Genomic DNA, 26,033 nt, shown 5'->3' with positions numbered 1-26,033 from the left:
GATCAGCCGGTGATGGTGGCGGAGCCGAGCACCACGTCCCCGGCCGGGTCCGGCCGGTACGCCACGACGGCCTGCCCGGCGGCCACCCCCCGGACCGGACGCCGCAGCTCGGCGACGAACGTGTCGCCGTCCACCGTCACCGTCGCCGGCACGACGTCACCGTGCGCCCGCAACTGCACCTCGCACTCGACGGGCGCGCTCGGCAGCTCGCCACCGGTCCACACCGGACGGCTGGCGCGGACCAGGGAGACCTCCAGCGCCTCGGCGGGACCGACGGTGACCGTGTTGGTCTTCGGGGTGATGGAGAGCACGTAGCGCGGTCGGCCGTCCGGGGCCGGGCGGTCCAGGTGCAGGCCGCGCCGCTGACCCACCGTGTAGGCGTACGCGCCGGTGTGGCTGCCCACCACCGCGCCGGTCAACGCGTCGACCACCTCGCCGGGGGCCTCGCCGAGCCGCCCGGCGAGGAAACCCCGGGTGTCGCCGTCGGCGATGAAGCAGATGTCGTGCGAGTCGGGCTTCTCGGCCACCGCCAGGTCACGCCGGGCCGCCTCGGCCCGGACCTCCGCCTTGGTGGAGTCGCCGAGCGGGAACATCGACCGGTCGAGCTGCGCCCGGGTCAGCACCGCCAACACGTACGACTGGTCCTTGCCGAGGTCGACGCTGCGGCGCAGCAGACCGTCGGGGCCGAGCCGGGCGTGGTGACCGGTGACCACGGCGTCGAAGCCCAGCGCCACGGCCCGGTCCAGCACCGCCGCGAACTTGATCTTCTCGTTGCACCGCAGACACGGATTCGGGGTACGGCCGGCCGCGTACTCGGCGACGAAGTCGTCCACCACGTCGGCGTGGAACCGCTCGGCCATGTCCCACACGTAGAAGGGGATGCCGAGCACGTCGGCGGCCCGCCGCGCGTCCCGGGAGTCCTCCAGCGTGCAGCACCCCCGGGCTCCGGTCCGGAAGGTCTGCGGATTACGGGCCAGCGCCAGGTGCACCCCGGTCACGTCGTGCCCGGCCGCCACCGCCCGCGCCGCCGCGACAGCGGAGTCCACCCCGCCCGACATCGCCGCCAGAACCCTCACAGCCACACCCCTCTCCCCACCAACCCTACCCACCCCCGCCCCGGCCCCGCTCCCCTCCCATCCCGCCCCGGTGACAGGCCGGAAGAGGCTCGGGGTGGGAGTCAGTGGGGGGTGCGGAGGGCGGCGGCCCGGCGGGCGCGGTCGACGGCGGTGGGGAGGGCGGCGATGAGGGCGTCGACGTCGGCGGGGGTGCTGGTGTGGCCGAGGGTGAAGCGCAGCGAGGAGCGGGCCCGGTCGTGGTCGGCGCCCATCGCGAGCAGGACGTGGCTGGGCTGGGCCACCCCGGCCGAGCAGGCCGAGCCGGTGGAGCAGGCGATGCCCTGGGCGTCGAGCAGGAGCAGCAGGGCGTCCCCCTCGCAACCGGGGAAGGAGAAGTGCGCGTTGCCGGGCAGCCGGTTGACGGTGTCGCCGTTGAACACCACCTCGGGCACCGCCTCCCGGACCCGCCGGACCAGGTCGTCGCGGAGCCCGGCCACCCGGGTCGCGTACTCCTGCTGGCTCTTGACCGCCGTCTCGACGGCGACCGCGAAGGCGACGATGCCCGCGGTGTCGAGCGTGCCGGAGCGGACGTCCCGTTCCTGCCCGCCGCCGTGCAGCAGCGGGGTCGCCGCGACGTCCCGGGCGAGCAGCAGCGCGCCGACCCCGGTCGGACCGCCGAGCTTGTGCCCGGTCACGGTCAGCGCGGACACCCCGCTGGCCGCGAAGTCGACCGGGACCTGGCCGACCGCCTGCACCGCGTCGGTGTGGAACGGCACCCCGTGCTCGGCGGCCACCGCGGCCAGCTCGGCCACCGGTTGGACGGTGCCCACCTCGTTGTTGGCCCACATGGCGGTCACCACGGCCACCCGCTCGGCGTGCCCGGTCAACCGGGCGCGGAGCAGTTCCGGGTCGAGCTGGCCGGCGGCGTCCGTCGGCAACCAGTCGACCTCGGCGTCCTCGTGCTCGGCCAGCCAGTCGACCGCGTCGAGGACCGCGTGGTGCTCGACCGCGCTGGAGACCACCCGGAGCCGGTCGGGCCGGGCGGCCCGCCGTGCCCAGAAGATGCCCTTGACGGCGAGGTTGTCGCTCTCGGTTCCACCGCCGGTGAAGATGACCTCGGACGGGCGGGCGCCGAGTACCGCGGCCACCCGCTCGCGGGACTCCTCCACCCGACGCCGGGCACGCCGGCCTGCCGCGTGCAACGACGACGCGTTGCCGACCTCACGGGCGGTGGCGACGTACGCCGCCAACGCCTCGTCGAGCATCGGGGTGGTCGCCGCGTGATCCAGGTATGCCATCACCGTTCAGCGTAACGGCCGACGCGTGGTCAGCCGGATACCGGACCACTCGTACCGAAGGGTGGATCGGCCCGGCCGCAGGACCAGGCGGCCGGGGCCGGGACCAGTTCGGCCCCGGCCCCGGCCGGCACGCTCACGTCCCGTCGGCACGGCCGTCACGTCGGCACCACGACGTCACGCCACCTCGGCACGGCGAGCGTCAGGCCGGTACGGCGGTGACGACGATGTTGTCCCGGTAGTGGCGGGTCTTCGGGTCGAACGGGCCACCACAGGTGATCAACGTGAGACGGGGCTTGCCGTCCCGGGCGAAGTACCGGTCCAGCGGGATCTTCGTCTTGGCGTACTCCTCGCGGGCGACGACCCGGTAGGCCCGCTGCCTCCCGTCCGTGCCGGTGGCGGTGAGGGTGTCTCCGCGGTCCAGCTCGCGGAGCCGGAAGAACGCCCCCTTGCCCTGCTCGGAGCTGTCGACGTGACCGGCGATCACCACCGAGCCGGCGGCGGCCTCCAACCCGGGGCCGTACCGGTACCAGCCGATCTGGTCGACGCTCGGCGGGACGTCGAACTCGTCGGTCCTGGTGTCGACGCCCACCGGGTTGACCGTGGCGGTGACGTCGATGGCCGGGATGCGCAGCTTCACCGGTGGGACGGTCCGCTCGCCGGTGGGCAGGTCGCCGGCGGTCACCGGGACGGACGGGCCGCTGCCGGTCGTCGGGCTCGGCGGGTTGCTGCTGGCCAGGGCCGCCGCCTCGTCGGTGCCGACGTCCTCGGCGGGTTGCGATCCGCAGGCGACCACGGTGGCGATGGTGAGCGCGGCGACGCCGGCGGCCATCGCCGCCAGCGCCCCGCGGTGTCGCACCGTCACCGGCGACCGGTCCGGGTGGCGGCCACCCGCGCGCCACCGCCGACCAGCAGCAGGACGCCCGCACCGGCCAGCACGTACCACCAGGTGTCCACGCCGGTGCCGGCCTGCCCACCGGTGCCGCTGGGCACCCCGCCCGGGGCGGAGTGCAGGCCGGTGATGGTCTGGGCGACCAGGTCGAGGTTCTTGCCCTCGGCGGAGCCGGTCGCGTAGACGATGGTGGCGGTGCCCTCCTTGAGGTTCAGGTCCGCCGGGCCGATCGCCACGGTGTCGGTGCCGGCCAGCACCACGTCGGCCTTGACCGTGCCGGCGTCGACGTCGGCCTTGGCCTCCTTCGGGTTGGTCAGCCCCTCGAAGACCGGCTTGCCGCCCGCCCGTACGTCGACCGCCGGGGCGGCGGCGGTGTGCCGGACGATCAGCCGGGCCTTGCCGGCGGCCAGTTTGGCGGTGTCGTTGACGAACGGGGTGATCTGCGGCTTGCCGTCCGCGCTGAGGTGCGCGGCGAGGCTGATGTTGGCGCCGCCGGGCACCTCGGCGTTGTCGACCTTCAGGATCGCGCTGCCGACGGGCTCTCCGGGCTTGGTCAGGGCGATGTCGTACTCGCCCTCGGAGAGGGTCAGCGGGCCGGCCACGTCCCCGGGCTTGAAGTTGTCGAGGGTCTTCTTGCCGTTGACGTAGACGTCGACCGGGGTGTCCGGGATGCCGTGCACGACGGAGACCTTGGACGAGGCGGCGTAGGCCGGGCTCGTGGTCGCGGCGCCGACGCCCGCGAAGGCCAGGGCGGCCACCGCACCGCCTGCGGCGACCCGACGGAAGATAGCGAGCTGCATGTCTGCCTCCTGGTGATTGGTACTGGTTCGTCAGGTCTGGCTTGCAGAACGGGTTACGCCACCCGTCGCCGTACCGGATGCAGCGGCGGACCACTTTCTTTTCTTCGCCCGAAGCGCATCCGGGGCGGCCGTCGGGGACGAAGAGCAGGTGAGACGAGTGGAGGCGCACCCGGACCGGAGAGTGGGGCGGAGGCTGTGGGAGTTACAGTCGGGCATGCCCCAGGAAAGGCGACCCGCCCGGTGACAGCGGTGGGAACAGCAGGACAGGATCCCGATCCACCCCCCGACGAGCTGGCCGTTCGCTTCCGGGCGGGTGACGAGAGCGCGCTGCGGGAGGCGTACGACCGGTTCGGTCGGGCGGTGTTCCACCTGGCGACCAACACGCTGGCCAACCGCAGCGACGCGGAGGACGTGACCCAGGCGACGTTCGTCGCCGCCTGGCTGGGGCGGGACACCTTCGACCCGGCCAAGGGTTCGCTGATCGGCTGGCTGCTCGGCATCGGCCGACGCAAGGTGATCGACCGGCTGCGCGCCTCGGCCCGGGAGAACCGGGTGGTGGAGACGGTCCGGCAACTACCCGAGCCGGTCGCCACCGGTGGCGACCCGGACAGCGTGGTCGACCGGCTGGTGATCGCCGACGAGCTGGCCCGGCTCCCGGACGACCAACGACGGATGTTGGAGCTGGCCTTCTACGACGACCTGACCCACCAGCAGATCTCGACGATGACCGGCGTGCCGCTGGGTACGGTCAAGAGCCACATCAGACGGGGTATGGCGAGCTTGAAACGCAGATGGGAGGTGGACGGTGCCGCACCTGGACCACGACCGGCTGGTCTTTCTGGCGCTCGGTGAGAGCGAGGCGGGCCACGGTGAGACCGACCACCTCGACGCGTGTGTGAGCTGCCGGGGTGAGCTGGAGACGCTGCGGCACATCGCCGGGCTGGGCGCGGACACCCAGGGCCTGCGCGACCTGCCCGACCCACCGGCCCACGTGTGGGCGGGCGTGCTGGCCGAGATCGACGCCGCCGAGAAGCTGCCGTCCCTGGCCGAGGCCCATCGCCAGGGCCTGGCGGGGGTACGTCCGCAGCCGCTGGTCGAGGAGCCGCCCGGCCTTCCCCACCGGCCGCCGTCGGCGGTGACCGGCGACCGGCCGGAGCCCCGCCGGCAGCGGTCGTCGCGACCGGACGGGGAGCGCGCCGCCCCGGGACCGGCACCGCGGTCCCGGCGGGGCCGACGCTGGCCACGGTGGGCGACCACGGTCGTCACGGCGACCGCCGCCGCGGTGATCGCGATGCTCGGCACCGTCGCCGTCCTCGGCGACCGTGACGGGCCCGCACCCCGGCAGACCGTGCTGGCCAGCGCGCCGCTCGCGGCGTACGGCAGCACGCCGAAGGACGCCAACGGCGCCGCCCGGGTCTTCGCCGACGGTCGGCTCCACCTGCACGTCGCGAATCTCCCGGACGTTTCGGGGTACTACGAGGTGTGGCTGATCAACCCGACGACCATGGAGATGTTCTCGGTGGGTGTGCTGCGCGGTAGCTCGGGTGACGCCCTGCTGCCCCTGCCGCCGAATGTCGATCTCCAGGCCTATTCCGTGGTCGACGTCTCCGCCGAGGAGTACGACAACCGGCCCGCCCACTCCGGCGACAGCCTGCTGAGGGGCACCCTGACGGGCTGATCGGCGGGCCGGTTCAGCTCCCCGGCCCGCCGATCAGCTCCCTCACCACCCCGGCCTCCCGGCCGCGACCGGTGCCCGGTCCAGACAACCGCTCGCTCCCGGCCAGCGCCCGCTCCCGGCCAGCGCCCGGTCCCGACCACCGCCGGGGACCACGCACCACCGGGCCACCGCCCGGCAGCACCGGCGGCGTGGCCGGCTGCGCGCACGACCGCCCGGCGACGCGCGGCATCGAGGCCGGTGCCACACATGACGGGGCCGCCGCCCGGCACTGCGGACGGCGGCCCCGTGCGGACCCGGACGGGTCACTTGCGCTTGCGGATCTCCTCGGCGGCCTGCGGGACGATCTTGAACAGGTCGCCCACCACGCCGTAGTCGGCCAGCTCGAAGATCGGTGCCTCGCCGTCCTTGTTCACCGCGACGATCGTCTTCGAGGTCTGCATGCCGGCCCGGTGCTGGATCGCGCCGGAGATGCCCAGCGCGACGTAGAGCTGCGGGGACACGGTCTTGCCGGTCTGCCCGACCTGGAACTGGTGCGGGTAGTACCCGGAGTCGACGGCCGCCCGGGACGCGCCGACCGCGCCTCCGAGCAGGTCGGCCAACTCCTCGACCAGCTTGAAGTTGTCGGCGTTGCCGACGCCACGACCGCCGGAGACCACGATGCCGGCCTCGGTCAGCTCGGGACGCGAGCCCTTCTGCTCGGCGACCCGCTCGACGACCTTCGCCAGCTTGTCGGTGTCGGTGACCGACACGGTGAGCTGCTCGACGGCCGGGGTGGCCGCCGCCGGGGTCGGGGTGACCGAGTTCGGTCGTACGGTCATCAGCGGCAGGCCCTTGGTGACCTTGGACTTGACGATGGTGGAGCCGGCGAAGGCGACCTGGGTGGCGGTGCCGTCGGCGTCGAGGCCGACCACGTCGGTCAGGATGCCGTTGTCCAGCTTGACGGCCAGCCGGGCGGCGATCTCCTTGCCCTCCTGGGCCGAGGCCAGCAGGACGGCGGCCGGCTGCACCCGGTTGACCAGTTCGGCCAGCACGGTCGCCTTGGGGGCCACCAGGTGACCGTCGATCTCCTCGCTCTCGGCGGCGTAGATCTTCTCCGCGCCGTACTCGCCGAGCTTGGCGCGCAGCGCCTCGGCGGCACCGGCGCCGCCGAGCACCACGGCGCTCGGGGTGCCCAGCTCGCGGGCCAGGGTGAGCATTTCCAGGGTGACCTTCTTGACGCCGAATTCCCTGGTGGCTTCGACGACGACGAGAACCTCAGCCATGTTCAGACCCCTCACACGAACTTTTCGGTGGCGAGGAACTCGACCAGCTGGACGCCGCCGGAGCCCTCGTCAGTGATCTTCGCGCCGCCGGAGCGCGGTGGACGCCGGGTGTGCTCGACGACGGCGCTGGTCGCGCCCTCGAAGCCCACCTCGGTGGGCGCGACGCCCAGATCGGCCAGGGAAAGCGTCTTCACCGGCTTCTTCTTGGCCGCCATGATGCCCTTGAAGGAGGGGTAGCGCGGCTCGTTGATGGTGTCCCAGACCGAGACGACAGCCGGGGTGGAGGCGGTGACCACCTCGTAGCCCTCCTCGGTCTGCCGCTCCACGGTCAGCGTGCCGCCGTCCACGGTGAGCTTGCGGGCACCGGTCAGCGCGGCGATCCCCAGCCGCTCGGCGAGCATGTGCGGCATGACCTGGACCCGACCGTCGGTCGACTCGGCGCCGCAGATCACCAGGTCGGCACCGAGCTGGCCGAGGGCGGCGGCGAGCACCTTCGAGGTGGCCACCGCGCAGGACCCGTGCAGGGCGTCGTCGAGGACGTGCACGGCGGAGTCCGGACCCATGGAGAGCGCCTTGCGGATCGACTCGGTGGCCCGGTCCGGTCCCATGGTCAGGACGGTGACCTCGCCGCCGTGCGCCTCCTTGATCTTCAGCGCCTCCTCGATGGCGTACTCGTCCATCTCGTTGATGACGTTGTTCGCCGAACCGCGGTCGACGGTGTTGTCGTCAGCACGCAGGTTGCGGTCCGCGCCCGAATCAGGCACCTGCTTGACGAGTACGACGATGTTCATCGCGATTCGACGACCCTCCTGTTGGTGGTGTGCGATCTGCTCGCCGGTCAAGGGCGGAGCTTCGCGCGTCCGTTGACACCCGGTCAACCGCGAGGTGCTGTGCAGTTGCCCACGAACGTTATGTTACCTGCCAGTAGGTTACTGTTCCCGGGCACCCACAGTGACACGGCTCACCACGTGCCGCCAGTCCCGGTCCCCGGCCGGAACGAACCACGGCGGGGGCGGACCGGGCTAGGCCGGCTCGGCCAGCGCGGTCCGGATCCGGTCGACGGCGTCCGCCTCGGCCGGCGTCACCCCGCGGTGCGCGCGGGCCACCTGCTCCGCCGCGGTCAACACCAGCTCACGGTACGTGGACACGTCGGCCGGGGACTTGGCGCGCAGGATGTCCACCGCGCGGCCCAGCGCCGGGAGCACCACCGACTCGACCTCCAGGGCCGAGTCCCGGGGCAGCCGGGGCAGCGGGCCCCCGGTGAGCGCCTCCTTCACCAGTCCACTCGCACCGGCGAAGGCCCCGGACGCGGCGAAGCTCTCCCGGATCATCGCGAACACCCCCGGATCCGCGTTCGACACCAGGAAGACCGCCCCGAAGGCGCCCGTCTTGAGGACCTGCTGCTCGTCGTCCGTCAGCCGCTGCTCCATCATCACGGAGTGTAGACGTACGGGGTGGTCGTGGTGACCGGGACGAAGCCGAGTCGTTCCAGGATGGGCCGGCTGTCCTCCGAGGCGTCCACCTGCAGGAACGTCTTGCCCCGCTGATCGGCCAGCCGGGCCCGGTAGGCCACCAGCGCCCGGTAGATGCCCCGGCGTCGCCACGACACGAGCGTCGACCCGCCCCACAGGGTGGCGAAGCCGGTGCCGTTGAGATAGCGCACCCAGGCGGCGCTGACCACGGCGCCCTCCGCCTCGGCCACCAGCACGGTGATCGACTGCGGGTCCGCCTCGATCTCCCGGAGCAGGCCGGTGACCAGGTGCGAACGGTCGCTGCCCCAGACCTGTTCCTCCATCGCGGCGATCCGCACCAGGTCGTCCCGACCGGTGACCTCGCGCAGTCGTACCCCCTCGGGGAGCACCGGCACGGCGGCGGCCAGCGACGCGACCGTGCCGACCAGGACGGTCTCCCGGTCCTCCGGCACGAAGCCGGCAGCGCGCAGCCGGTCCGGCAGGTCGGCGGGCTCGTCGTGGCTGTTGTGCTTCCACTCCACCGACTCACCGCGCTGCCGGAACAGCTCGACCTGACGGGCGATCAACGCATCCAGCTCCTCCCCGGCCAGCCCGTCCAGGGTGCGGTAGGTGAGGAAACCGCCGTGGTCCAGGCCCAGCACCCGCACCAGCGGCCCGTCCCGTTCGATGGTCACGCCGGCCGGGACCGGGTCGGGGATCTCCGGCCGGAGCTGCCGGTCGTAGGTGTCACGCAGGGTTGCGGCATCAAGATCAGTCATCGTCCCAGGCTATGCCGGTCGTAAAGCGGATAATCGGCGTCGTGTGGCAGGCGATCAGACGGTGGTTCGACCCGTCGGACCTCGACTCGGTGGGCACCACCCCCGACTACCGCTTCTCGCTGGCCAACGAACGGACCTTCCTGGCCTGGCTGCGCACCGGGCTGGCGCTGATCGCCGGCGGCCTGGCCGCCGCCCAGTTCCTGCCGCCGCTGCCGCTGCGCCACCTGCGCGAGGTGATCGCCGTGGCGTTGCTGCTGCTCGGTGGCACGGTCGCGGTCCGCGCCGTGGACCACTGGTCGCGGACCGAACGGGCCATCCGGCTCGGCGACCGCCTGCCGGCCTCGCGCTTCCCGGCCGTGCTCGCGCTGATCGTGGCGGTCGGTGCGCTGCTGCTGGTGGGGGCGGTCCTGGTGCGCGGGGTGGACGGCCGGTGACCGGCGTTCCGACGCACCCGGGCGACGCCGGTGGCGGCGATCCCGGTCTGCAACCGGAACGCACCCGGCTGGCCTGGCGGCGCACCGCGCTGGCGTTCACCGTGGTGGCCGTGCTGGCGGTGCGGCTGGCGCTCACCGGGGACGCCGCCGGGGCGCTGCTCGCCGGGGCGACCGTGCTGCTCTGGTCGGTGACCCTGGTGGCCACCTGGGGACGGGCCACCGGTCACCGCCGGGCCGGGATCGACGCCCGGGCGGTGCCGCTGGTGGCGCTCGCCGCGGCCGGTCTCGCGCTGCTCTGCGTGTCGCTGGTGCTCCGCGAGGTGTGGTGACGCGCGACGCTGCGTCATGATGGGGGCATGGCTCGGCTCTACGTGCTGTTGTTCCTGATCCAGGTGGTGCTCGCCGCCTGCGCGCTGATCAGTTGTCTGTCCGCCGACGACGGTACGGTCCGCGGGCTGCCCCGGTTCGCCTGGGTGTTGATCATCCTGGTCTTCCCACTGGTCGGCGCGACCGCCTGGTTCCTCGCCGGACGTCCCGTGCCCGAGGGCGGCCGGCGGCGGGGCTGGTCGTCCGGCGCCGGCTCCCGGCGGCCCGTCGCGCCGGACGACGACCCGGAGTTCCTGAAGTCGATCGACGAACGGGCGAACCGCGACGACCACGCCCTCTTCCAGCGGTGGGAGGAGGACCTGCGTCACCGGGAGGACGATCTGCGCCGTCGGGACGGCGGTGGCCGTCCCGACGGCGCAGCACCCGGTGACCGCACTCCCCCGTCGTCCCGTAGGGACGTCGCACCCCGTGGGGACGTCGCGTCCCGTGGGGACACCGCGCCACCACAGGACGCCGCGCCGCACAAGGACACCGCGCCGCGTGAGGGCGAGCGGCCCCGCGACGGCGAGCGGCCCGAACTCTGACCCCGGCCGGGGTCAGACCCGACGGCGCAGGCCCCGCACCGCGAGCGGAGCGAAGACGGCGGCGATGGCGACCGCCCACAGCAGCGACTGGAGGACCGGCCCGGCGACCGGCCCGCCGACCAGCAGGCCGCGCAGCGCGTTCGCCAGGATGGTCACCGGATTGACCTCGACCCAGTGCTGGAGCCAGGACGGCATGGTCTCGGTCGGCACGAACGCGTTGCTGGTGAAGCTGAGCGGGAAGATCACCGTGAAGCCGAAGATCTGCACCTTGTCCGGTTCGCTGACCAGCACCCCGACCAGCACCGACATCCAGGCGGCGGCGAGCGAGAAGACCAGCAGCAGGGCGAACGCGCCGAGCAGCCCGAACAGGCCGTTGCCGAGGCGGAAGCCGAGGATCATCCCGACCCCGAGCAGCAGGGTCAACGACCAGGCCTGCTTGACCGTGTCGGCGACGATCCGGCCGGCGAGCGGCGACCAACGGGCGACGGGCAGCGACCGCAGCCGGTCGAAGACGCCCTTGGTGAGATCCTGGTTGAGCCCGAAGCCGGTGGTCATCGTGGCGAAGAAGGCGTTCTGCACGATGATGCCGGGCAACGCGAACGTCAGGTACTCCCCCGGGCTGCCCGAGATCGCCCCACCGAAGACGTACGTGAAGAGCAGCACGAACATCACCGGCTGGATGCTCAGGTCGAGCAGTTCCATCGGATTGTGTTTGATCTGCACCAGGCTGCGCCAGGCCAGCGTGCCGGTGTGCCGCAGGCCCGCGGTCGGGCCGAGCCGGCGGGCCGGTGCGGGGCGGGCCGACGGGGTGGCGACGGTCGCGGCGGTCATGCCGGGCTCCCTTCCAGGATGTCGGCGGTGTCGGCGGTGGCGGTGTCGTCCTCGGCCCGGTGGCCGGTCAGCGAGAGGAACACCTCGTCGAGGCTCGACCCGCGCAGCGCCAGCTCGGCCACGTGCACCTCGGCGTCGTCGAGCCGACGGACCACGGCCGGCAGCGCGCCCGGCCCGCTGACCGGCGCGGTGACCGTGCTCTGGTTGACCTCCGGCACGACCCCGGTAACCTCGCCGACGACGGCGAGCACGGTCGACAGGTCGGCCGCCTCGACCGGCCGGACGGTCAGCACCTGGCCGCCGGTCTTGGCCTTCAGCTCCTCGGGGGTGCCCTGGGCGATCACCCGGCCCTGGTCGACCACGGCGATCTCGTCGGCCAACTGGTCGGCCTCCTCCAGGTACTGCGTGGTCAGCAGCACGGTCACCCCCTCGGCCACCAGACCCCGGACGATGTCCCACAGGTCGTTGCGGCTGCGCGGGTCGAGGCCCGTGGTCGGCTCGTCGAGGAAGAGCACCTGCGGCCGACCCACCAGGCTGGCCGCCAGGTCGAGCCGGCGGCGCATGCCACCGGAATAGGTCTTCGCGGCCCGACCGGCGGCGTCGGTCAGCTGGAACCCGGCCAGCAGCTCGGCGGCCCGGCTCCGGGCGTCACGCCGGGACAGCCCCAGCAGCCGGCCGATGAGCAGCAGGTTCTCGGTGCCGGTCAGGTTCTCGTCGACCGAGGCGTACTGGCCGGTGAGGCCGATCAGCTGGCGGACCCGGTGGGCGTCCCGGTGGACGTCGTACCCGCCGACGGTGGCATGGCCCGCGTCGGCGGTGAGCAGGGTGGCGAGCACCCGTACCGCGGTGGTCTTGCCGGCGCCGTTGGGGCCGAGCAGGCCGAAGACCGTCCCGGTGGGCACCTGTAGGTCGACCCCGGCCAGGGCGGTGGTGTCGCCGAAGCGGCGCACCAGTCCCTCGGCGCGGATGGCGTGTGTCATCAGAACTCCCGTCGTTATCGCTGGATCGTCCAACGATGGGCGAGGGGTCTGACGTTACGTGTGTCGCCGCTGACATTCCGCCGATTTATCCGCACGGCAGACACGACCGCCGCCGGGTGCCACGGCGGTCGCCGGCCGCGTGGCCAACCCGGCCAGCCTCACAGTCAGGCCAGGTTCGACGAGCGGGGGTACGCGTCGGCCGGGTCGGTGAGCACGTTGACCAGGTACGGCACCCCGGCGTCGAACGCCCGGCCCAGGGCCGGCCCGAGGTCGGCGGCCTTCGCCACGGTCTCCCCGGCACCGCCGAGCGCCTCGACCACCTTGTCGTAGCGCAGCTCGGGCTGCAGGTCGGCGGCGACGTCGTAGCCGTACATGGCCCGCATCGGGTGCTTCTCCAGCCCCCAGATGCCGTTGTTGCCGACCACGATCACCACCGGCAGCCGCTGCCGGACCAGCGACTCCGCGTCCATCAGCGAGAAGCCGGCCGCGCCGTCGCCCATCAGCACGCAGATCTGCCGGTCGGGGTGGCTGACCCGGGCGCCCATCGCATAGCCCAGCCCGGTGCCGAGGCAGCCGTACGGGCCGGGGTCGAGCCAGGTGCCGGGCTGCGACGGCTCCAGGTAGCGCCCGGCGTACGAGACGAAGTCGCCGCCGTCGCCGATGGTGACCGCGTCCGGGGCGAGCACCCGGCGCAGCTCGCCGTAGACCCGGGCCGGGCGGATCGGGTCGGTCTCGGCGGCCATCTCGGCGGCGTCGCGGGCCTTCGCGGCGTCCTCGGCGGTGCGCAGCCGGGCGATCCAGTCGGCGTGGTCGGCCCGGTCGCCGGGGTGGTCGGCGAAGGCGGACAGGATCAGCCGCAGGTCACCGGCGGGGCTGGCGGCCGGCTGGACGTGCCCGGCCCGCTGGGTCGGGGCGTCCACGACGTGCACCACCGCCGCGTCGCCGAAGTCGCCGAAGCTGAGCCGGAAGTCCAGTGGGGTGCCGACGACGACCACCACGTCGGCGTCGCCCAGCGCCACCCGGCGGGCCTTGGCGAAGGCGAGCGGGTGCTCGGGCGGGAGCGCCCCGCGCCCCATGCCGTTGGTGAAGACCGGGACCTGCAACGCCTCGGCGGCCGCACGGAGCGCGGCGACGGCGTCGCCGGCGTACACGTCGGAGCCGGCGATGATCACCGGACGGGTGGCGGCGGCGATCAGCCGGGCCGCCTTCGCCACCTCGTCCGGGTCGGGTTCGATCGGCGCGACCGTGGCCGGGGCGGGCAGGTCGGCGTCACCGACCGAGAAGACCGCCTCCAGCGGGAAGTCGAGGAAGACCGGCCCCCGGTGCGGGGTGAGCGCGGTGGTCAGCGCGGCCGATACCGCGCCGGGGATGTCGTCGGCACTGAACACCGTCTCGGCGTGCTTGGTGACCGGGGCGACCAGCGGGAGGTGGTCCATCTCCTGGAGGCTGCCGGAACCCCAGCGGAACTGGGGTGCCCGCCCGCCCAGCACCAGCACCGGCGAGGCGTTGAAGTGGGCGCTGGTCAGGCCGGAGATGCCGTTGGTGACACCGGGGCCGGCGGTGAGCACGGCGACGCCGGGGCGGCGCTGGAGCTTGGCCACCGCCTCGGCGGCGAAGACGGCGGACTGCTCGTGCCGGACGTCGTAGAGCGGGAAGCCGGTGGTGTGGGCGGCGTCGTAGAGCGGGAAGACGTGCCCGCCGGAGAGGGTGAACATCTCCCGTACGCCGTGCGCCCGCAGTGCCGCCAGCGCCAGCGCTCCGCCGTGGCCCTCGACCCGTTCCGTCATCGCCGCTCCCTCGTCCGCTGACCGGAGTCACACGCTACTGGCCGGTACGAAAGATGTGAACACTCCTCACCGGGCCGAGCCGGGCCGGATTGAGCCGAGCAGGGCCGGATTGAGCCGAGCAGGGCCGGATTGAGCCGAGCCGGGCTGGATTGAGCCGAGCCGGGCCGAGCCGGACCGTCGGCCGGATCAGCGGCCGGTGAAGTCGGGCCTGCGCTTCTCGACGAAGGCGGCCATCCCCTCCCGCCGGTCGTCGGTGGCGAACAGCCCGGCGAAGAGCTGGCTCTCCCAGGCGAGCCCGGAGCCGAGATCCATGTCCAGGCCGGCGTCGACCGCCAGCTTGGCCGCCCGCAGCGCCTGCACCGGGCCGGTCAGGTACGGCCGGACCAGCGCGACCGCGGTGTCGTAGACCTCGGCCGCCGGGGCGACCCGGTCGGCCAGCCCGATCCGCAGCGCCTCCGCCGCGTCCACCATCCGGCCTGACATGATCAGATCCTTGGCGCGGGCCGGACCGACCAGCCGGGCCAGCCGCTGGGTGCCGCCGGCACCCGGGATGACACCGAGCTTGATCTCCGGCTGGCCGAGCTTGGCGTCCTCGGCCACCACCCGCCAGTCGCAGGCCAGGGCCAGCTCGCAGCCGCCGCCGAGGGCGTACCCGGTGATCGCGGCGACCACCGGCTTGGGGATCCGGGCGAACGCGCCGATGGCGCTGGAGAGGTCGGCGGCCCGCTCCGCCATGTCCACGTAGGACATCTCGGCCATCTCCTTGATGTCCGCACCGGCGGCGAAGACCTTTTCCCCGCCGTACACGATGACGGCCCGGACGGCCGGGTCGGCGGCGGCGGCCACGGCGGCGGCCCGCAGCTCCTCCTGGACCTGCTTGTTGAGGGCGTTCATCGGTGGCCGCTCCAGCCGGATGGTGCCGATGCCGTCACTGGTCTCCAGCCGCACGAACTCGCTCACGCCGCCCTCACTTCCTCGTCGAAGTCGCGTGCCAACCTTACGACCCCGGTCGTTGGGGTACGTAGTCTGGTGTTCGTCACCCCGGGTCGGGAGTCCAGCGATGATCACGTACTACGACGACCGGTCGGTGCAGGTCACCTCCACCGCCGTCCGGGTCGACGGCCGGGCCTTCCCGTTGGCCGAGATCGGCCTGGTGTGGCACCGCCGGGGCAGCCGCTCCTGGCGGGTGCTGGCCGGGCGGGGCGCGATCGGCGCGGCCCTGGCCGGCCCGCTGGTGGCCGCGGTGGTCGGCATCGCGGTGGCCGTGTGGCTGCACCGCTCCCCCACCGTCACGATCGCCATCGTGGGGGCGTCGGTCCTGGTCGGGCTGGCCGTCGGGCCGGTCGCCGACTTCCTCTTCAACCACCTGGACCGGTCGTACGACCGGGGCAGCCGGCAGCGTGAGCTGTGGATCCGCTGGCGGGATCAGCCCGTGCTGCTGCTGCGCACCGGCGACGCGCAGCGCTTCGGGCAGATCTACCGGGCGGTGCAGCGGGCGATGGAACACACCGGCCCTTCCCTGCGGCGGTCCACCCGCCCCCAGGACCGTCCCGCCCCCGGTGTGCCCGGCCCGACCGGTGGCGGCCCGGGCCGGCGGGGCCGGCCGTAGACCTGCCGGAGCAGCATGGGGCGACCCCGGGACCGCACCAGCCGTCACGTCATGACGGGACGCTGTTCTGCCCGGGTGTGGCCGCGATCGACGACACCAGGAGCTGGGCCGCCTCGCCCCAACGCTCGAGCAGGTCCTTGCGGTGGTGGAGTTGCTCGGAGATGTGCTGGATACCGAAGAACGTCGCCACCAGCACCCGGGCCGCCTGTGCCGGGTCGACCCCGGCGGCCAGTTGACCCTCGCGTGCGGCGGCCTCGAGCAGGTCGGTGAGAAGTGCCGTCCAGCCGAGATAAGGGGTCGGCAGTTCCACGTCGATGAGGTCGCGTTCGATCTGCAGCCGCGCGCCCGCCCGGATGATGACGTCGTCACGGAAGGCGAGCGCGGCCCGGTCGAGCATGGCGATCAGGGTCGCGAACGGATCGAGACCCTGGCTGGAGACCTCCTCCAGCATCTTCGGCCAGCGGGCGTAGTGCTCCTCGACGACCGCCCGCGCCAGGGACTCCTTGTTGGGGAAGTAGAAGTACACCGCCCCCTTGGTCATGTCGATCGCTTCGGCGACGTCCTGGAGCGAGGTGTTGCGGAATCCCCGCTCGGCGAACAGGCCGGCTGCCGCACCGAGCAGCAGCCCGTGGGTTCGCACCGCCCGGTCCTGGCGTGGCGCATGCATCTGACGCGGTTTCTTGGCGGGCCGCCGCGACGACCTCCACGGATCGTTCATCGAACACCTCTCCTCACTGATGGGCCGCGCCGCTGTGGTTCAGGTCCTCCTCGCGGATCGTCGGCTCCGCTTGCAACATACCGTTGCGTAGGTATTTTTATCAGAGCACCCAGTAGCCCAGCGCCGAAGCGGCACGCCGCGGATGCCTGTCGCCAGGCGCTACGACCGGGGGGAATCTCCGATGCTCCGAGATGCATCCATGTCCCGCTCGCGTCCCGCCGCGCTGGCCACCCTCCGGCGGCGGCACCGGCTATCCGGCCTTCCCTCCACCGCGGTCCACAAGCGCCGCGCCGAGGCCGTGCTCCTGAGGGGACGGTCCCGACCACTCGGACCGGACCAGTACCTGGTGCCCGCTTCGTGGCCGGCCGACCATCCCCTGTACCACCCGGACCGGTACGGCCAGATCGATCCGTTGCTGGTCGCCGAGACGGTCCGGCAGACGGGCATCCTCATCGCCCACGAGCGCCTCGGCGTTCCTCATGATCACATGTTCGTGCTCGGATCACTCCGGGTCAAGGTGCGGCACGACGCACGCACCACGGGTGGCCGCCTGCCGGTGGAGGTCGTTGCCGAATGCCGGCACGACGGGCGGGATCCGGGGCGGACGCGGACGGTCATGACGGCGCGGTTCCAGGTCGCCGGACAGGCCCTCGCCCAGGCCCGGGTCGCCTGGCACACCATGGACGCGGCCCGCTACCAGGACGTACGGTGGCCTGCCGGTAGTGCGGTGACCGGCCGGGACGACCCCGCCCCGTGGGCCGTGCCGGCCGGCCGGCTCCCGGCCAGCAGGGTCGGCCGACGGCGACCCCGGGACGTCGTGCTGGCCGGGACGGAGTCCGGGCCCTGGCTGCTGCATCCGGATCCCGCCCATCCCGTCCTGTTCGACCACCCGAGCGACCACGTTCCCGGCATGGTGCTGCTGGAGGGCGTACGCCAGGCTTTCGCCGCGTCCCAGGACGACGATCCGGGACGGGCCGCCACCATCGTGGAGGCCCGGTTCCGACGGTTCGCCGAGTTGGACGCTCCCGTCCTGATCCGGCGTCGACAGCAGGGGTTCACCGCCGAGCAGGGCGGGAGGGTCCTGCTGGAGGCCACTGTCGACGGACCGGGTCCGTGCTGACCGTCCCGGACGACCTGCTGGCGCGCGCCGCCGCCACGGCCGCCGGGGCGGACGCCACCGGCCGACTCCACGAGGACGTGGTGGAGGGCGTACGCGTCGCGCGCTTCGCCCGTCACTTCGTGCCGGCCGAGTGGGGCGGCACCGCAGGGGGATTCGGCGAGCTGGTGGACGCCTCGGCCACGCTGGCGGCCTCCTGCACGTCGGCCGCGTGGTGCGCGACGCTGTTCGCCGCGCACGGCCGTCTGGCCGCCTACCTGCCGGCGGCTGGCCGTCAGGACGTCTGGGGGTCGTCGCCGGACGTCCTGATCGCCGCTTCGGTGGTGCCACCCCAGGGCGTGGCCACGCCCGCGCCGGGCGGCTGGCGGCTGGACGGGACCTGGCGGTACGCCAGTGGCGTCGAGTGGGCCGGGTGGGTGCTGCTCGCCGCGTGGACGGGGGAGAGCGAACACCGGTTGTTCGCCGTCCCCGCCGCCGAGGTCAGCGTAGAGTCCACCTGGGACGCGCTCGGCCTGCGCGGCACCGGCAGTCACTCGGTTGTCGTGCACGGCGTCTCCGTGCCCGCACACCGCACCTTCACCCTCGACGACCTGACCCGCCCGTCCTCCCCGTCCGCGGCCCGCTGCCACTCGGTGCCGTACCCGCTGGTCGCCTCCCTGTTGTTCGCCGCACCGGTGTGGGGGTCCGCCCGATCCGCGGTGCACGAGGCCGCGGCCGGCGATCCGCCCGCCCCGGGCTCGGCCCAGGAACGTGCGCTCGGTGCCGCCGCCACCCGGGTGGAGACGGCCGGACTGCTGATGCGGCAGGCGTCGGCCCGGGCCGACGACAGTGGGGCCGGCCCCCCGGAGACCGGGTTGAACCGCCTGACCGTCCCGTTCGCGGCCCAACTCTGCCGGGAGGCGGTCGACGGGCTGTGGGCCGCAGCCGGGACGCGTGGTGTCGCGGGCGGGGCGCTACAGCGGCGGTGGCGGGACGTGCTGACCGCCGTACGCCATCCCATGCTCGACCCGGAGGCCGGGGCGGCGGCGTGGGTACGGGCGCACGCCACCCGGCACCGAAGCCGCTAGCACCCGATTCGCCCGGGCCGGCCCGGTCACCGGTACCGCGTGGCGTCCGGTGGTCGATCCGACCCGGGTGGTGGAATCCGGACCCGGTGGCCCGCCGAGCACGGCAGGCCACCGGGCTGCGGGCCGTCGAGCCTGTCCGCACCACTGTGGACAACTCCGAGCATGACGCGACACGACGGTCTCCCCTGGCCTGCCGGCGCGTTCCCACCCGGCCGAACCCCGCACTGAACAGGGCAAACCCGAAATCACCACTGTCCTTTGTGCACACCAGCGAACCACGCCTTCAAAAAAAAACCTTCCCAAAGGTTTTTTTCTGCGCCGGATCTCGCTAGGGTCAGATTCGTCAGGACGTGAAGCCCCGGCCCGAGCGTGGGGCCACCTCGCACCGCACTACCGCTCTACCCGGCCTGACCCCGCCACCGCCGATCTGGGCCACCACATCCGGATATGGACAACGGCCTCCGCCGCACACAGCCGCACGTCCTCGTCGGACCGTGGCCACGCGACGACCCGCGCCCGGCCCAGCCCGAGACACCTGCCCGCTGAACCGACGATCCTCGAAAGGGGGGGTAATGCCAGTCGACACGTCGACACCCACCAGGCGCCCCAGTCCCCTGGTCCTCCCGGTGACCATCGGCGCCCAGTTCGTGCTGCCGTTGTCCCTCGCCGGAACCGCCGTCGCCCTGCCTGCCATCGCCCGCGACCTGGGCTCGCAGCCGGAGAGCCTGCAGTTCGTGGTGAACGGGTTCAACGTCTGCTTCGCGCTCTTCACCATCGTGTGGGGACGCCTGTCCGACCGGGTGGGCTACCGCCGCGCCCTGCAGGCCGGCATGGCGCTGATGTTCACCGGTTCGGTGCTGAGCAGCATCGCCGACAGTCTGCTGATGCTCGACATCGCCCGGGTCATCGCCGGGATCGGGGCCGCATCCGTGCTGACCGGCTCCGCCACCATCATCTCGCACACCTACAGCGGGACGGCACGTACCAGGGCGTTCACCGCCTTCGGTGCGGTGTCCGGCTTCGGCCTGGCCGCCGGCCCCATGATCGCGGGCGCGACGGTCGGCCTGGTGGGCTGGCGGGGCGTGTTCGTGCTGCACGCCGCACTGATGCTGCTGGCCCTGGCCGGCTCCCCCGCCCTGCCGCCCGGACGGCACGAGAACACCGGATCCGGGCCGCTCCTGGACCTGTCCATCCTGCGCAACGAACCGTTCATGCGGATGGCGCTCGTGCCGGTCGCCGGAGCCATCGGGTTCGTCGCCCTGATCACGTACCTGCCCAGCGCCTTCGAGGCGGTGCACGGCTGGAGCACCGCCTCCTCCGGAGCGCTCATGATGGTCATGACCGGACCGGTCTTCCTCTCCCCGCTGATCGTGCACCACGTGACCACCCGCTTCCCCCGGATCACCCCGGGCAGGACGGCTGCGATCGCGCTGGTGTGCCTCGTGCTCGGCCCCCTCGGCCTGCTCACGGTCCGGCCGGAGGCCTCGCCGTGGCTCGCCGTGGTGCCGATGCTGCTGTGCGGACTCGGCTTCGGTCTGCCGCTGGGTTTCGTCGACGGCGAGGCACTGGCGGCGGTGCCGGCGGAGCGCGCCGGAACCGCCGCGGGCCTGTTCAACCTGCTGCGCATCGGCGCCGAGGCCCTGTTCGTCGCCGCTTTCGGCGCGACCATCAGCACGCTCGTCGCACGACGCCTGCCCGACCCGGCCGTGGCCGAGCGCGTCGCGGCCGGCGAACCGGGACACGCGGCCGACTACACGGCCAGCCTCTCCGTCGCGCTCCTCGGTGCCGCGGTCCTCTCAGCCGTCCTGCTCTGGGCCTACCTCGCACTCAGTCGGCGCATCGCCGCCCGGCACAGGCCCGTCGCGGACGTCGAGCCCGTCCCGGCCGCCCCCGCGCCGGCACGCCCGGAGACGATCACGGACGCCTACGCCGACCGTGCCGCCGAGCGCTTCACCCCGGTCCGATGAGCGGGGCGACGACCAGCCTCGGGCCGATCGCGGTGCACGACGACTACCGCGGTGAGCAACTCGTCGACCGGCTCGGCATCCAGATCGTGCGGGCCGAACGGGGACTGGTGATCGGGACCATGCCGGTGATGGGTAACCGTCAGCCGTTCGGTGTCCTGCACGGCGGCGCCAACGCCGTGTTCGCCGAGACCCTCGGCTCGCTGGCCGCCTACATGGCCGCCGGTCCGGGCGGCAACGCCGTCGGTCTGGACCTCTCCTGCAGCCACCACCGCTGGGTCTCCCACGGGCTGCTCACCGGCACCGCCCGCGCCCTGCACGAGCACCGGGCCGTCGGGACGTACGAGATCGCCATCGAAGACGAACGGGAACGCCGGGTCTGCACCGCCCTGCTGACGTGCAGTATCCGGCGGGCCGCCGCCGCACACACCCACTGGAGGCAGCCATGACCACGCACGTCGCCACCACGACCCGACCCGGGATCCTGCGCCTCGACACCATCGACGACGCCCTCGGTCCCGCCGCCGGCCGGTTCTTCGGCACGGGCTACCAACGAGTCCGCTACGCCCTGGACGACGCCGCGTTCCGCCACGCCGACGGCACCCTCACCGGTCGGGCCGCACTGATGGTCGACTATCCGGTCGACTGGTCCCGCAAGGACGGACGGCGCCGGGCGCCGCACCTGAGCACCATCGACGCGCTCGTGGTCGCCGCGCGCACCACGGAACAGGCACTCGTCGCCTCCGGCGTGCCGGCGAGCGACCTACCGGCCGCGTTCGTCCGGTCGGTGCGGATCCGGGCGGGAGCCCGGCCGGTCGAGCAGCTCGGCCGGATCGACGTGCGGTGCACCCGCCGCGGGACACCCCGGCCGGTCGAGGAGCCCGCCCGGTCCGCAGCCGTGCGGTCGGTCTTCGAGGTCGCCATCGGGACCATGCGCACGGACATCGAGGTCGAGCATCCCGCCGCTCGGGTCGGCCGCCACCGCACCGCGCCCGCCGAGCCGCCCGCCGACGGATTGTACGTGGCCGGCTTCGCCGAGCGTCGACTGTCCATCGACGGGATCCACGCCGACCTGGACGCCCTGGCCATCTCGGGCGACGTACGGCTGGGCGCCACCCGGCCCCCGTCCCGCACCGGCCTCGAAGGCGGGTACCTGCCCGCCGTCACCCTGTTCGACGCGTTCGTCACCGCCCTGCAGCTGGGGCAGGTGCTGCTCTACGCACACGACCGGGTCAGTCGGGACGTCACCAACAACCTCTGGATGCGGCAGACCCGGATCGTCCGGAACCGCCCGACGGCCCAGGGCCACGCACCCGTCTGGGCCAGCACCCGGTTGACGAACGTGGACCTGCTCGGCAAGGGCGGTCACCGCTGGCGCGTCGCGGACGTGGTGGGCGAACTCGCGGGCATCCAGGTCAGCTGCTCGGTCACCCACCAACTGCCTGACAGCAATCGCTCCTGACCGACGACGCACCGGAAAGGAAACGCCGTGGCTCCCACCCCAGTCATCACGGGCATCGGCGCCAGCCTGCCACCCAGCGTGGTGACCAACGACGATCTCGCCCGCCAGCTCGACACCACCGACGAGTGGATCCGCACCCGCACCGGCATCAGCCGACGCCACGTGGTGCAACCGGGCACCACCACCAGCGACCTGGCCGTGGAGGCCGGTGCCCGGGCCCTGAAGAACGCCGGCACCAGCGACGCGGACCTGGTGGTCCTGGCCACCACGACACCCGACCGGCCCTGCCCCGCCACCGCACCGACGGTGGCGGCCCGGCTCGGCCTGGGCACCGTGCCGGCCTTCGACGTGGCCGCGGTCTGCTCCGGCTTCGTCTACGCCCTCTACACCGCGACCGCCGCCCTGGTCGCCGGGCAGGCCAGGACCGCCCTGGTCGTCGGCGCGGAGTCCTTCACCACGCTGCTCAATCCGCGGGACCGGACGACAGCCGCCATCTTCGGCGACGGAGCCGGCGCCGTGGTCCTCAGCGCCCGCCCGGACGCGGCCGACCCGCAGCAGGCCGGCATCCTGCACTTCGACCTGGGCAGCGACGGCACCCTGGCCGACCTGATCACCGTGCCGGGCGGCGGCGCCGAGCAGCGCACCTCGGCCCGGGAACCCGAGCCGGACGCGCAGTACTTCCAGATGGACGGCCGGGCCGTCTTCTCCGCCGCCGTACGCCGGATGAGTGACTCCACCCGCGCCGCTCTCGGTGCCAGTGGCTGGTCCGTCGAGCAGGTCGACTGGCTGGTCGGCCACCAGGCGAACGTACGGATCCTGACAGCGGTGGCGGAGCAGCTCGACCTCCCACCCGAGAAGGCCCTGATCCACCTGGACCGCGTCGGGAACACCTCCGCCGCCTCCATTCCGCTCGCCCTGGCCGACGGCTGCCTCCGGGGCCGGCTGAAGGCCGGTGACCGGGTGGTTCTCACCGCCTTCGGCGGCGGCGCCACGTGGGGCTCGGCCACTCTCGTCTGGCCCGACCTGCCGCCGGTGGAAAACCCCACCACCGCACCGTGAACCACCCACCCCGTCAACCCGCTGCAACCCCCCAGAGGAAGGAACGTCGATGACCACCACCGCAGTCCTGGTAGAGGTGCTGGCCGGCAAGCTGGAGATGCCCAGCTCCGAGATCCCGGAGAGCGCCACCTTCGAGGAGCTCGCCGCCGACTCGCTCACGTTGCTGGAGATGTCCCTCGCCCTGGAGAAGCGTCTCAAGGTCAAGATCGACGAGGGCACCCTCCAGCCGGAGCACCGGATCGCCGAGGCGGCCGAGATCCTCGAGTCGCTGCCCCGCCTGGCCTGACCCGTGCGACTGGTCCTGTTCCGTCACGGCGAGACGGCCCTCAACGGCGAGGACCGTTTCCAGGGACAGTGCGATCCGCCGCTGAGCGCCGCCGGCGAAGCCCGGATCCGGCAGGTCGCCCTCGCGCTCGCCGGGCTGACCGGCCGCTGGACCGGTGTGTACTGCTCGCCGCAACAGCGCGCCGTGCAGACGGCGGCGGTCCTCGGCGCGGCCCTCGGCCTGGGTCCGCTGCCCGACGAGAACCTACGGGAGCGGCACCTGGGCGAGCTCGACGGGCTCTCCCGCAGTGTCTTCGCCGCCGAGCACCCCGACCGGATGCGACGCCTCGTCGCCCAGCTGGACTACCGGCCGCCCGGCGGTGAGACCGCAGCCGGCGTCCGCCGCCGGTTCACCGGATTCACCGGCCGGCTGCTGTCCGCCCCACCACCGCCCGGCGACGTCCTGGTGGTGACCCACGGCGGCGTGCTCAACGTCGTACGCCGCCACCTGCTGGCCGGTCAGGAGCCCCCGGGCATGGTCGGGACCGGGCGGGCCGCCGTCGTCGACCTGGATCCCGGCCCCGACGACCGGCGACCGCGGCTGAGCCTCGCCGCCTGGGACGTCGATCCGGGTGACCTGCCCCTCCACCAACCCCTTCAGCGAAGGAGCACCGCATGAGCATCCACATCGTCGTCCGCTTCGACGTCAAGCCCGAGCGCCTCGCATCGACCCTGGCGGCCTTCGCGGAACTCGCCGACCAGACCCGACGGGAGCCGGGAGCCACGGTCTTCGACGTCTTCCGCGCCCAGGAGGAGCCGTGCACCGTCGTCCTGGTCGAGGAATGGGCCGACCAGGCGGCCATCGACACCCACATGAAGGAGCCGCACACCGCCCGGTTTCTCGACCAGGTCCGGGACGCCTTCGCCACCCCGCAGGTGGTCCTCCACCTGGACCCCGTCAGCGCCTGACCGAGCCCGGAGAGGAGGGCCGACATGCACACAGGACCCGTCCACGGTGACGTGCTCATCGTCGGCGCCGGCCCGGTCGGCATGGCGCTCGCCGCCGAGCTTCTCGCTCACGGCGTCCGCCCCGTGGTGATCTCGCGGACCCGCCGGATCAGCCCGCACTCACGGGCGACGATCCTCTGGCCCCGGGTGCTGGAGCTGCTGGACCGTACCGGCGTCGGTGCCGAACTGGTGGCGGCCGGACACTACTTCGACCAGATGAACTACTACTCGGACAAGCGGCGGATCGGCCTGGTGCGGTTCGACCGGCTGACCGGCGTCACCTACCCGTTCGCCATCACGATCCCCCAGTGGCGCACCGAACAGATCCTGGAGAAGCACCTCACCGCGCTGGGCGGGACCATCGATTACGAGCACCGTTTCGTCGACGCCCACCAGGACGGCCGGCAGGTCCACTGCCGGCTGGTCGACCCGGCCGGTCACGAGTACCACCGGTCCTTCGCCTACGTGGTCGGCGCCGACGGACACGCCAGCACCGTACGTGAGCGCCTCGGCTTCGACTTCGACGGTCGGACCCTGCGGACCCGGTTGGCCATCACCGACGCCGAACTCGTCGGTGAGCGCAGCAGCAGCGAGGCCGCCTACTACCTGACCCGTACGGGCAACATGGTGGTGGCGCCACTGGGTGCGGGCCTGTTCCGGGTCGGGGCCAGCGTCCCGGACGGCTACGACCGCGACGACGTGCCGCGGGAGTTCTTCCAGAAGCTGCTGGACGAGCGGGTTCCGGGCAACCAGCGGCTCGGACGGATGGCGTTCAGCGGCATCTTCACCGCCCATGTCCGGGCCTCGTCGCGGTACCGCGAGGGTCGGGTCTTCCTGTGCGGTGACGCCGCCCACGCGATGAGTCCCTCCGGTGCCCAGGGACTCAACACCGGCCTACAGGACGCCGTGAACCTGGGCTGGAAGCTGGCCGGGGTGCTGCGCGACCGGTACCGGCCCGAACTGCTGGACACCTATGATCCAGAGCGGCGTTCCGCCGTCCGGGCCGTGTCGGACTTCTCCACCCGGCTCGCGACGATCGGGTTGTACTCGAAACGTTGGCAGATCGCCGTCCGCGACACCGCGTACCGCATCGGCTCGGTCACCGGCCTCCTCGAACGCGGCATGTCACCACGGCTCGCGCAGGTCGACACCCACTACGGCCCCGGACCCGGTCTCGGACGCCGGCTACGCCCCGGCGGGCGCGTACCGCTGGGTTGGCTGCCCAGTCACACCGCCGCGACACTGGCCGTCGACCGGTTCACGGTCCTGCTCTGGCCCGGGACCAGTTATCGCTACGAGCCGTGGGCGGCGTTCGCCGACCGGGTGCGGCAGGCCGTTCCCGAGGTGGCGGTACGGAATCTGGCGGGCCGCCCGCCCGGGCCGCTGCTGCCCCGGCTGGGCCGGTCGGCTGCGGCCCTCGTCGTCCGCCCGGACGGACATCTGCTCACCGTCGTACCGATCGGCGAGGCAGCGTACGAAGCGGCGGTCGACACCGTCCGGGCGGCCGTCCGCACCGTCGTCCGTCCGCAGGCACCTCGCCCCGACCTTCCGAGCCCATCCCGGACAGTGCCGTCCGGTCACCACACGAGCAGCATAGGAGCGTAGTTCCG

The 26,033-nt window shown here is 72.9% G+C and carries 28 protein-coding genes and 1 pseudogene; 16 read left to right on the top strand and 13 right to left on the bottom strand.

Annotated elements, in window-relative coordinates; translation table 11 throughout:
• Positions 1–2: 2 nt before the first annotated feature.
• From mnmA to O7612_RS07620, 4 genes are all read right to left on the bottom strand, one after another.
• A complete protein-coding gene (mnmA, locus tag O7612_RS07635; RefSeq protein ID WP_282273832.1) occupies positions 3–1,076 on the bottom strand; it encodes a tRNA 2-thiouridine(34) synthase MnmA in 1,074 nt (357 codons plus the stop codon).
• Between the two features lie 101 nt (positions 1,077–1,177).
• Positions 1,178–2,353, bottom strand: a complete 1,176-nt coding sequence (locus O7612_RS07630) for a cysteine desulfurase family protein (RefSeq protein ID WP_282271704.1) — start codon at positions 2,351–2,353, stop codon at positions 1,178–1,180.
• Positions 2,354–2,552: 199 nt separating this feature from the next.
• The gene (locus O7612_RS07625; protein WP_282271703.1) at positions 2,553–3,215 is read right to left on the bottom strand and encodes a class F sortase; all 663 of its coding nucleotides are present in this window, start codon (positions 3,213–3,215) and stop codon (positions 2,553–2,555) included.
• Positions 3,212–4,042, bottom strand: coding sequence for a DUF4397 domain-containing protein (locus O7612_RS07620; RefSeq protein ID WP_282271701.1), 831 nt, complete (start codon positions 4,040–4,042; stop codon positions 3,212–3,214). The genes O7612_RS07625 and O7612_RS07620 overlap by 4 nt, the downstream gene beginning before the upstream one ends.
• A 249-nt stretch (positions 4,043–4,291) precedes the next feature.
• On the opposite strand from O7612_RS07620, the gene O7612_RS07615 reads away from it, so the two are divergent.
• Together O7612_RS07615 and O7612_RS07610 are read left to right on the top strand one after the other, a co-directional pair.
• Positions 4,292–4,894 carry a sigma-70 family RNA polymerase sigma factor gene (locus tag O7612_RS07615; protein ID WP_282271699.1) on the top strand — a complete coding sequence of 201 codons (603 nt, stop codon included), beginning with the start codon at positions 4,292–4,294 and terminating at the stop codon, positions 4,892–4,894.
• Positions 4,848–5,720 carry an anti-sigma factor gene (locus O7612_RS07610; protein ID WP_282271697.1) on the top strand — a complete coding sequence of 291 codons (873 nt, stop codon included), beginning with the start codon at positions 4,848–4,850 and terminating at the stop codon, positions 5,718–5,720. The genes O7612_RS07615 and O7612_RS07610 overlap by 47 nt, the downstream gene beginning before the upstream one ends.
• A 302-nt stretch (positions 5,721–6,022) precedes the next feature.
• Here the strand turns inward: O7612_RS07610 and O7612_RS07605 are convergent, their stop codons facing one another.
• The 4 genes from O7612_RS07605 to O7612_RS07590 form a co-directional block, all read right to left on the bottom strand.
• Positions 6,023–6,982: an electron transfer flavoprotein subunit alpha/FixB family protein gene (locus O7612_RS07605; RefSeq protein WP_282271695.1), complete on the bottom strand. Its 960-nt coding sequence runs from the start codon at positions 6,980–6,982 to the stop codon at positions 6,023–6,025.
• 11 nt (positions 6,983–6,993) lie between these two features.
• Positions 6,994–7,773 (bottom strand): electron transfer flavoprotein subunit beta/FixA family protein, encoded by a 780-nt coding sequence (locus tag O7612_RS07600; RefSeq protein ID WP_282271693.1) that lies wholly within the window; start codon positions 7,771–7,773, stop codon positions 6,994–6,996.
• A 231-nt stretch (positions 7,774–8,004) separates the two neighbouring features.
• Positions 8,005–8,412 carry a hypothetical protein gene (locus tag O7612_RS07595; RefSeq protein ID WP_282271690.1) on the bottom strand — a complete coding sequence of 136 codons (408 nt, stop codon included), beginning with the start codon at positions 8,410–8,412 and terminating at the stop codon, positions 8,005–8,007.
• A gap of 2 nt (positions 8,413–8,414) precedes the next feature.
• Positions 8,415–9,212, bottom strand: coding sequence for a GNAT family N-acetyltransferase (locus tag O7612_RS07590; protein WP_282271689.1), 798 nt, complete (start codon positions 9,210–9,212; stop codon positions 8,415–8,417).
• A 41-nt stretch (positions 9,213–9,253) separates the two neighbouring features.
• Here O7612_RS07590 and O7612_RS07585 point away from each other — a divergent pair, with 41 nt between their 5' ends.
• From O7612_RS07585 to O7612_RS07575, 3 genes and pseudogenes are all read left to right on the top strand, one after another.
• Positions 9,254–9,646 (top strand): DUF202 domain-containing protein, encoded by a 393-nt coding sequence (locus O7612_RS07585; RefSeq protein ID WP_282271687.1) that lies wholly within the window; start codon positions 9,254–9,256, stop codon positions 9,644–9,646.
• Positions 9,643–9,975 carry a DUF202 domain-containing protein gene (locus tag O7612_RS07580; protein ID WP_282271685.1) on the top strand — a complete coding sequence of 111 codons (333 nt, stop codon included), beginning with the start codon at positions 9,643–9,645 and terminating at the stop codon, positions 9,973–9,975. The genes O7612_RS07585 and O7612_RS07580 overlap by 4 nt, the downstream gene beginning before the upstream one ends.
• A 27-nt stretch (positions 9,976–10,002) precedes the next feature.
• Positions 10,003–10,371 (top strand): annotated as a pseudogene (locus tag O7612_RS07575) (PLD nuclease N-terminal domain-containing protein); the annotation flags it as partial.
• A 198-nt stretch (positions 10,372–10,569) separates the two neighbouring features.
• On the opposite strand, the gene O7612_RS07570 reads toward O7612_RS07575, so the two are convergent.
• From O7612_RS07570 to O7612_RS07555, 4 genes are all read right to left on the bottom strand, one after another.
• A complete protein-coding gene (locus tag O7612_RS07570; RefSeq protein ID WP_282271683.1) occupies positions 10,570–11,388 on the bottom strand; it encodes an ABC transporter permease in 819 nt (272 codons plus the stop codon).
• Positions 11,385–12,368 carry an ATP-binding cassette domain-containing protein gene (locus O7612_RS07565; RefSeq protein ID WP_282271682.1) on the bottom strand — a complete coding sequence of 328 codons (984 nt, stop codon included), beginning with the start codon at positions 12,366–12,368 and terminating at the stop codon, positions 11,385–11,387. The genes O7612_RS07570 and O7612_RS07565 overlap by 4 nt, the downstream gene beginning before the upstream one ends.
• 164 nt (positions 12,369–12,532) lie before the next feature.
• Complete coding sequence (locus O7612_RS07560) at positions 12,533–14,155, bottom strand: acetolactate synthase (RefSeq protein ID WP_282271679.1); 1,623 nt, start codon at positions 14,153–14,155, stop codon at positions 12,533–12,535.
• A gap of 186 nt (positions 14,156–14,341) precedes the next feature.
• Positions 14,342–15,115: an enoyl-CoA hydratase-related protein gene (locus tag O7612_RS07555; RefSeq protein WP_282271677.1), complete on the bottom strand. Its 774-nt coding sequence runs from the start codon at positions 15,113–15,115 to the stop codon at positions 14,342–14,344.
• A gap of 100 nt (positions 15,116–15,215) precedes the next feature.
• Between O7612_RS07555 and O7612_RS07550 the strand changes: the two genes are divergently transcribed.
• A complete protein-coding gene (locus tag O7612_RS07550) occupies positions 15,216–15,764 on the top strand; it encodes a DUF6232 family protein (RefSeq protein WP_282271676.1) in 549 nt (182 codons plus the stop codon).
• Between the two features lie 49 nt (positions 15,765–15,813).
• Here O7612_RS07550 and O7612_RS07545 read toward each other — a convergent pair whose 3' ends face one another.
• A complete protein-coding gene (locus O7612_RS07545; RefSeq protein ID WP_282271675.1) occupies positions 15,814–16,404 on the bottom strand; it encodes a ScbR family autoregulator-binding transcription factor in 591 nt (196 codons plus the stop codon).
• A 277-nt stretch (positions 16,405–16,681) separates the two neighbouring features.
• On the opposite strand from O7612_RS07545, the gene O7612_RS07540 reads away from it, so the two are divergent.
• The 10 genes from O7612_RS07540 (at position 16,682) to O7612_RS07495 (ending at position 26,028) form a co-directional block, all read left to right on the top strand.
• The gene (locus tag O7612_RS07540) at positions 16,682–17,602 is read left to right on the top strand and encodes a ScbA/BarX family gamma-butyrolactone biosynthesis protein (protein WP_282271674.1); all 921 of its coding nucleotides are present in this window, start codon (positions 16,682–16,684) and stop codon (positions 17,600–17,602) included.
• Positions 17,596–18,666: a hydrolase gene (locus O7612_RS07535; RefSeq protein WP_282271672.1), complete on the top strand. Its 1,071-nt coding sequence runs from the start codon at positions 17,596–17,598 to the stop codon at positions 18,664–18,666. Before O7612_RS07540 ends, O7612_RS07535 begins: the two co-directional genes overlap by 7 nt.
• Before the next feature lie 626 nt (positions 18,667–19,292).
• Positions 19,293–20,633 (top strand): MFS transporter, encoded by a 1,341-nt coding sequence (locus O7612_RS07530; protein WP_282271670.1) that lies wholly within the window; start codon positions 19,293–19,295, stop codon positions 20,631–20,633.
• Complete coding sequence (locus O7612_RS07525) at positions 20,630–21,079, top strand: hotdog fold thioesterase (protein ID WP_282271669.1); 450 nt, start codon at positions 20,630–20,632, stop codon at positions 21,077–21,079. The genes O7612_RS07530 and O7612_RS07525 overlap by 4 nt, the downstream gene beginning before the upstream one ends.
• Positions 21,076–22,092, top strand: a complete 1,017-nt coding sequence (locus tag O7612_RS07520) for an AvrD family protein (protein WP_282271667.1) — start codon at positions 21,076–21,078, stop codon at positions 22,090–22,092. The genes O7612_RS07525 and O7612_RS07520 overlap by 4 nt, the downstream gene beginning before the upstream one ends.
• Before the next feature lie 27 nt (positions 22,093–22,119).
• Positions 22,120–23,151 carry a beta-ketoacyl-ACP synthase III gene (locus tag O7612_RS07515; RefSeq protein ID WP_282271665.1) on the top strand — a complete coding sequence of 344 codons (1,032 nt, stop codon included), beginning with the start codon at positions 22,120–22,122 and terminating at the stop codon, positions 23,149–23,151.
• 49 nt (positions 23,152–23,200) lie between these two features.
• The gene (locus O7612_RS07510; RefSeq protein ID WP_282271663.1) at positions 23,201–23,437 is read left to right on the top strand and encodes an acyl carrier protein; all 237 of its coding nucleotides are present in this window, start codon (positions 23,201–23,203) and stop codon (positions 23,435–23,437) included.
• A gap of 3 nt (positions 23,438–23,440) precedes the next feature.
• Entirely contained in the window at positions 23,441–24,094 is a 654-nt protein-coding gene (locus tag O7612_RS07505; RefSeq protein ID WP_282271662.1) for a histidine phosphatase family protein, read from the top strand.
• Positions 24,091–24,384: a putative quinol monooxygenase gene (locus O7612_RS07500; RefSeq protein ID WP_282271660.1), complete on the top strand. Its 294-nt coding sequence runs from the start codon at positions 24,091–24,093 to the stop codon at positions 24,382–24,384. The genes O7612_RS07505 and O7612_RS07500 overlap by 4 nt, the downstream gene beginning before the upstream one ends.
• 24 nt (positions 24,385–24,408) lie before the next feature.
• Entirely contained in the window at positions 24,409–26,028 is a 1,620-nt protein-coding gene (locus O7612_RS07495) for an FAD-dependent monooxygenase (protein WP_282271658.1), read from the top strand.
• Positions 26,029–26,033: the final 5 nt, after the last annotated feature.

It is taken from the genome of Micromonospora sp. WMMD987 (genome assembly GCF_029581435.1).
GTDB lineage: Bacteria > Actinomycetota > Actinomycetes > Mycobacteriales > Micromonosporaceae > Micromonospora > Micromonospora rifamycinica.
The sequence above is the reverse complement of the archived record's forward strand: the minus strand, read 5'-3'. Positions and strand labels throughout refer to the sequence as shown.

Excerpts from the sequence above, each read along its gene's own strand:
- O7612_RS07620 (WP_282271701.1), bottom strand. The coding sequence starts at position 4,042 with ATGCAGCTCGCTATCTTCCGTCGGGTCGCCGCAGGCGGTGCGGTGGCC.
- O7612_RS07630 (WP_282271704.1), bottom strand. The coding sequence starts at position 2,353 with ATGGCATACCTGGATCACGCGGCGACCACCCCGATGCTCGACGAGGCG.
- O7612_RS07590 (WP_282271689.1), bottom strand. The coding sequence starts at position 9,212 with ATGACTGATCTTGATGCCGCAACCCTGCGTGACACCTACGACCGGCAG.
- O7612_RS07560 (WP_282271679.1), bottom strand. The coding sequence starts at position 14,155 with ATGACGGAACGGGTCGAGGGCCACGGCGGAGCGCTGGCGCTGGCGGCA.
- O7612_RS07550 (WP_282271676.1), top strand. The coding sequence starts at position 15,216 with ATGATCACGTACTACGACGACCGGTCGGTGCAGGTCACCTCCACCGCC.
- O7612_RS07605 (WP_282271695.1), bottom strand. The coding sequence starts at position 6,982 with ATGGCTGAGGTTCTCGTCGTCGTCGAAGCCACCAGGGAATTCGGCGTC.
- O7612_RS07565 (WP_282271682.1), bottom strand. The coding sequence starts at position 12,368 with ATGACACACGCCATCCGCGCCGAGGGACTGGTGCGCCGCTTCGGCGAC.
- O7612_RS07495 (WP_282271658.1), top strand. The coding sequence starts at position 24,409 with ATGCACACAGGACCCGTCCACGGTGACGTGCTCATCGTCGGCGCCGGC.
- O7612_RS07570 (WP_282271683.1), bottom strand. The coding sequence starts at position 11,388 with ATGACCGCCGCGACCGTCGCCACCCCGTCGGCCCGCCCCGCACCGGCC.
- O7612_RS07520 (WP_282271667.1), top strand. The coding sequence starts at position 21,076 with ATGACCACGCACGTCGCCACCACGACCCGACCCGGGATCCTGCGCCTC.
- O7612_RS07500 (WP_282271660.1), top strand. The coding sequence starts at position 24,091 with ATGAGCATCCACATCGTCGTCCGCTTCGACGTCAAGCCCGAGCGCCTC.
- O7612_RS07510 (WP_282271663.1), top strand. The coding sequence starts at position 23,201 with ATGACCACCACCGCAGTCCTGGTAGAGGTGCTGGCCGGCAAGCTGGAG.
- O7612_RS07595 (WP_282271690.1), bottom strand. The coding sequence starts at position 8,412 with ATGGAGCAGCGGCTGACGGACGACGAGCAGCAGGTCCTCAAGACGGGC.
- O7612_RS07600 (WP_282271693.1), bottom strand. The coding sequence starts at position 7,773 with ATGAACATCGTCGTACTCGTCAAGCAGGTGCCTGATTCGGGCGCGGAC.
- O7612_RS07525 (WP_282271669.1), top strand. The coding sequence starts at position 20,630 with ATGAGCGGGGCGACGACCAGCCTCGGGCCGATCGCGGTGCACGACGAC.
- O7612_RS07540 (WP_282271674.1), top strand. The coding sequence starts at position 16,682 with ATGTCCCGCTCGCGTCCCGCCGCGCTGGCCACCCTCCGGCGGCGGCAC.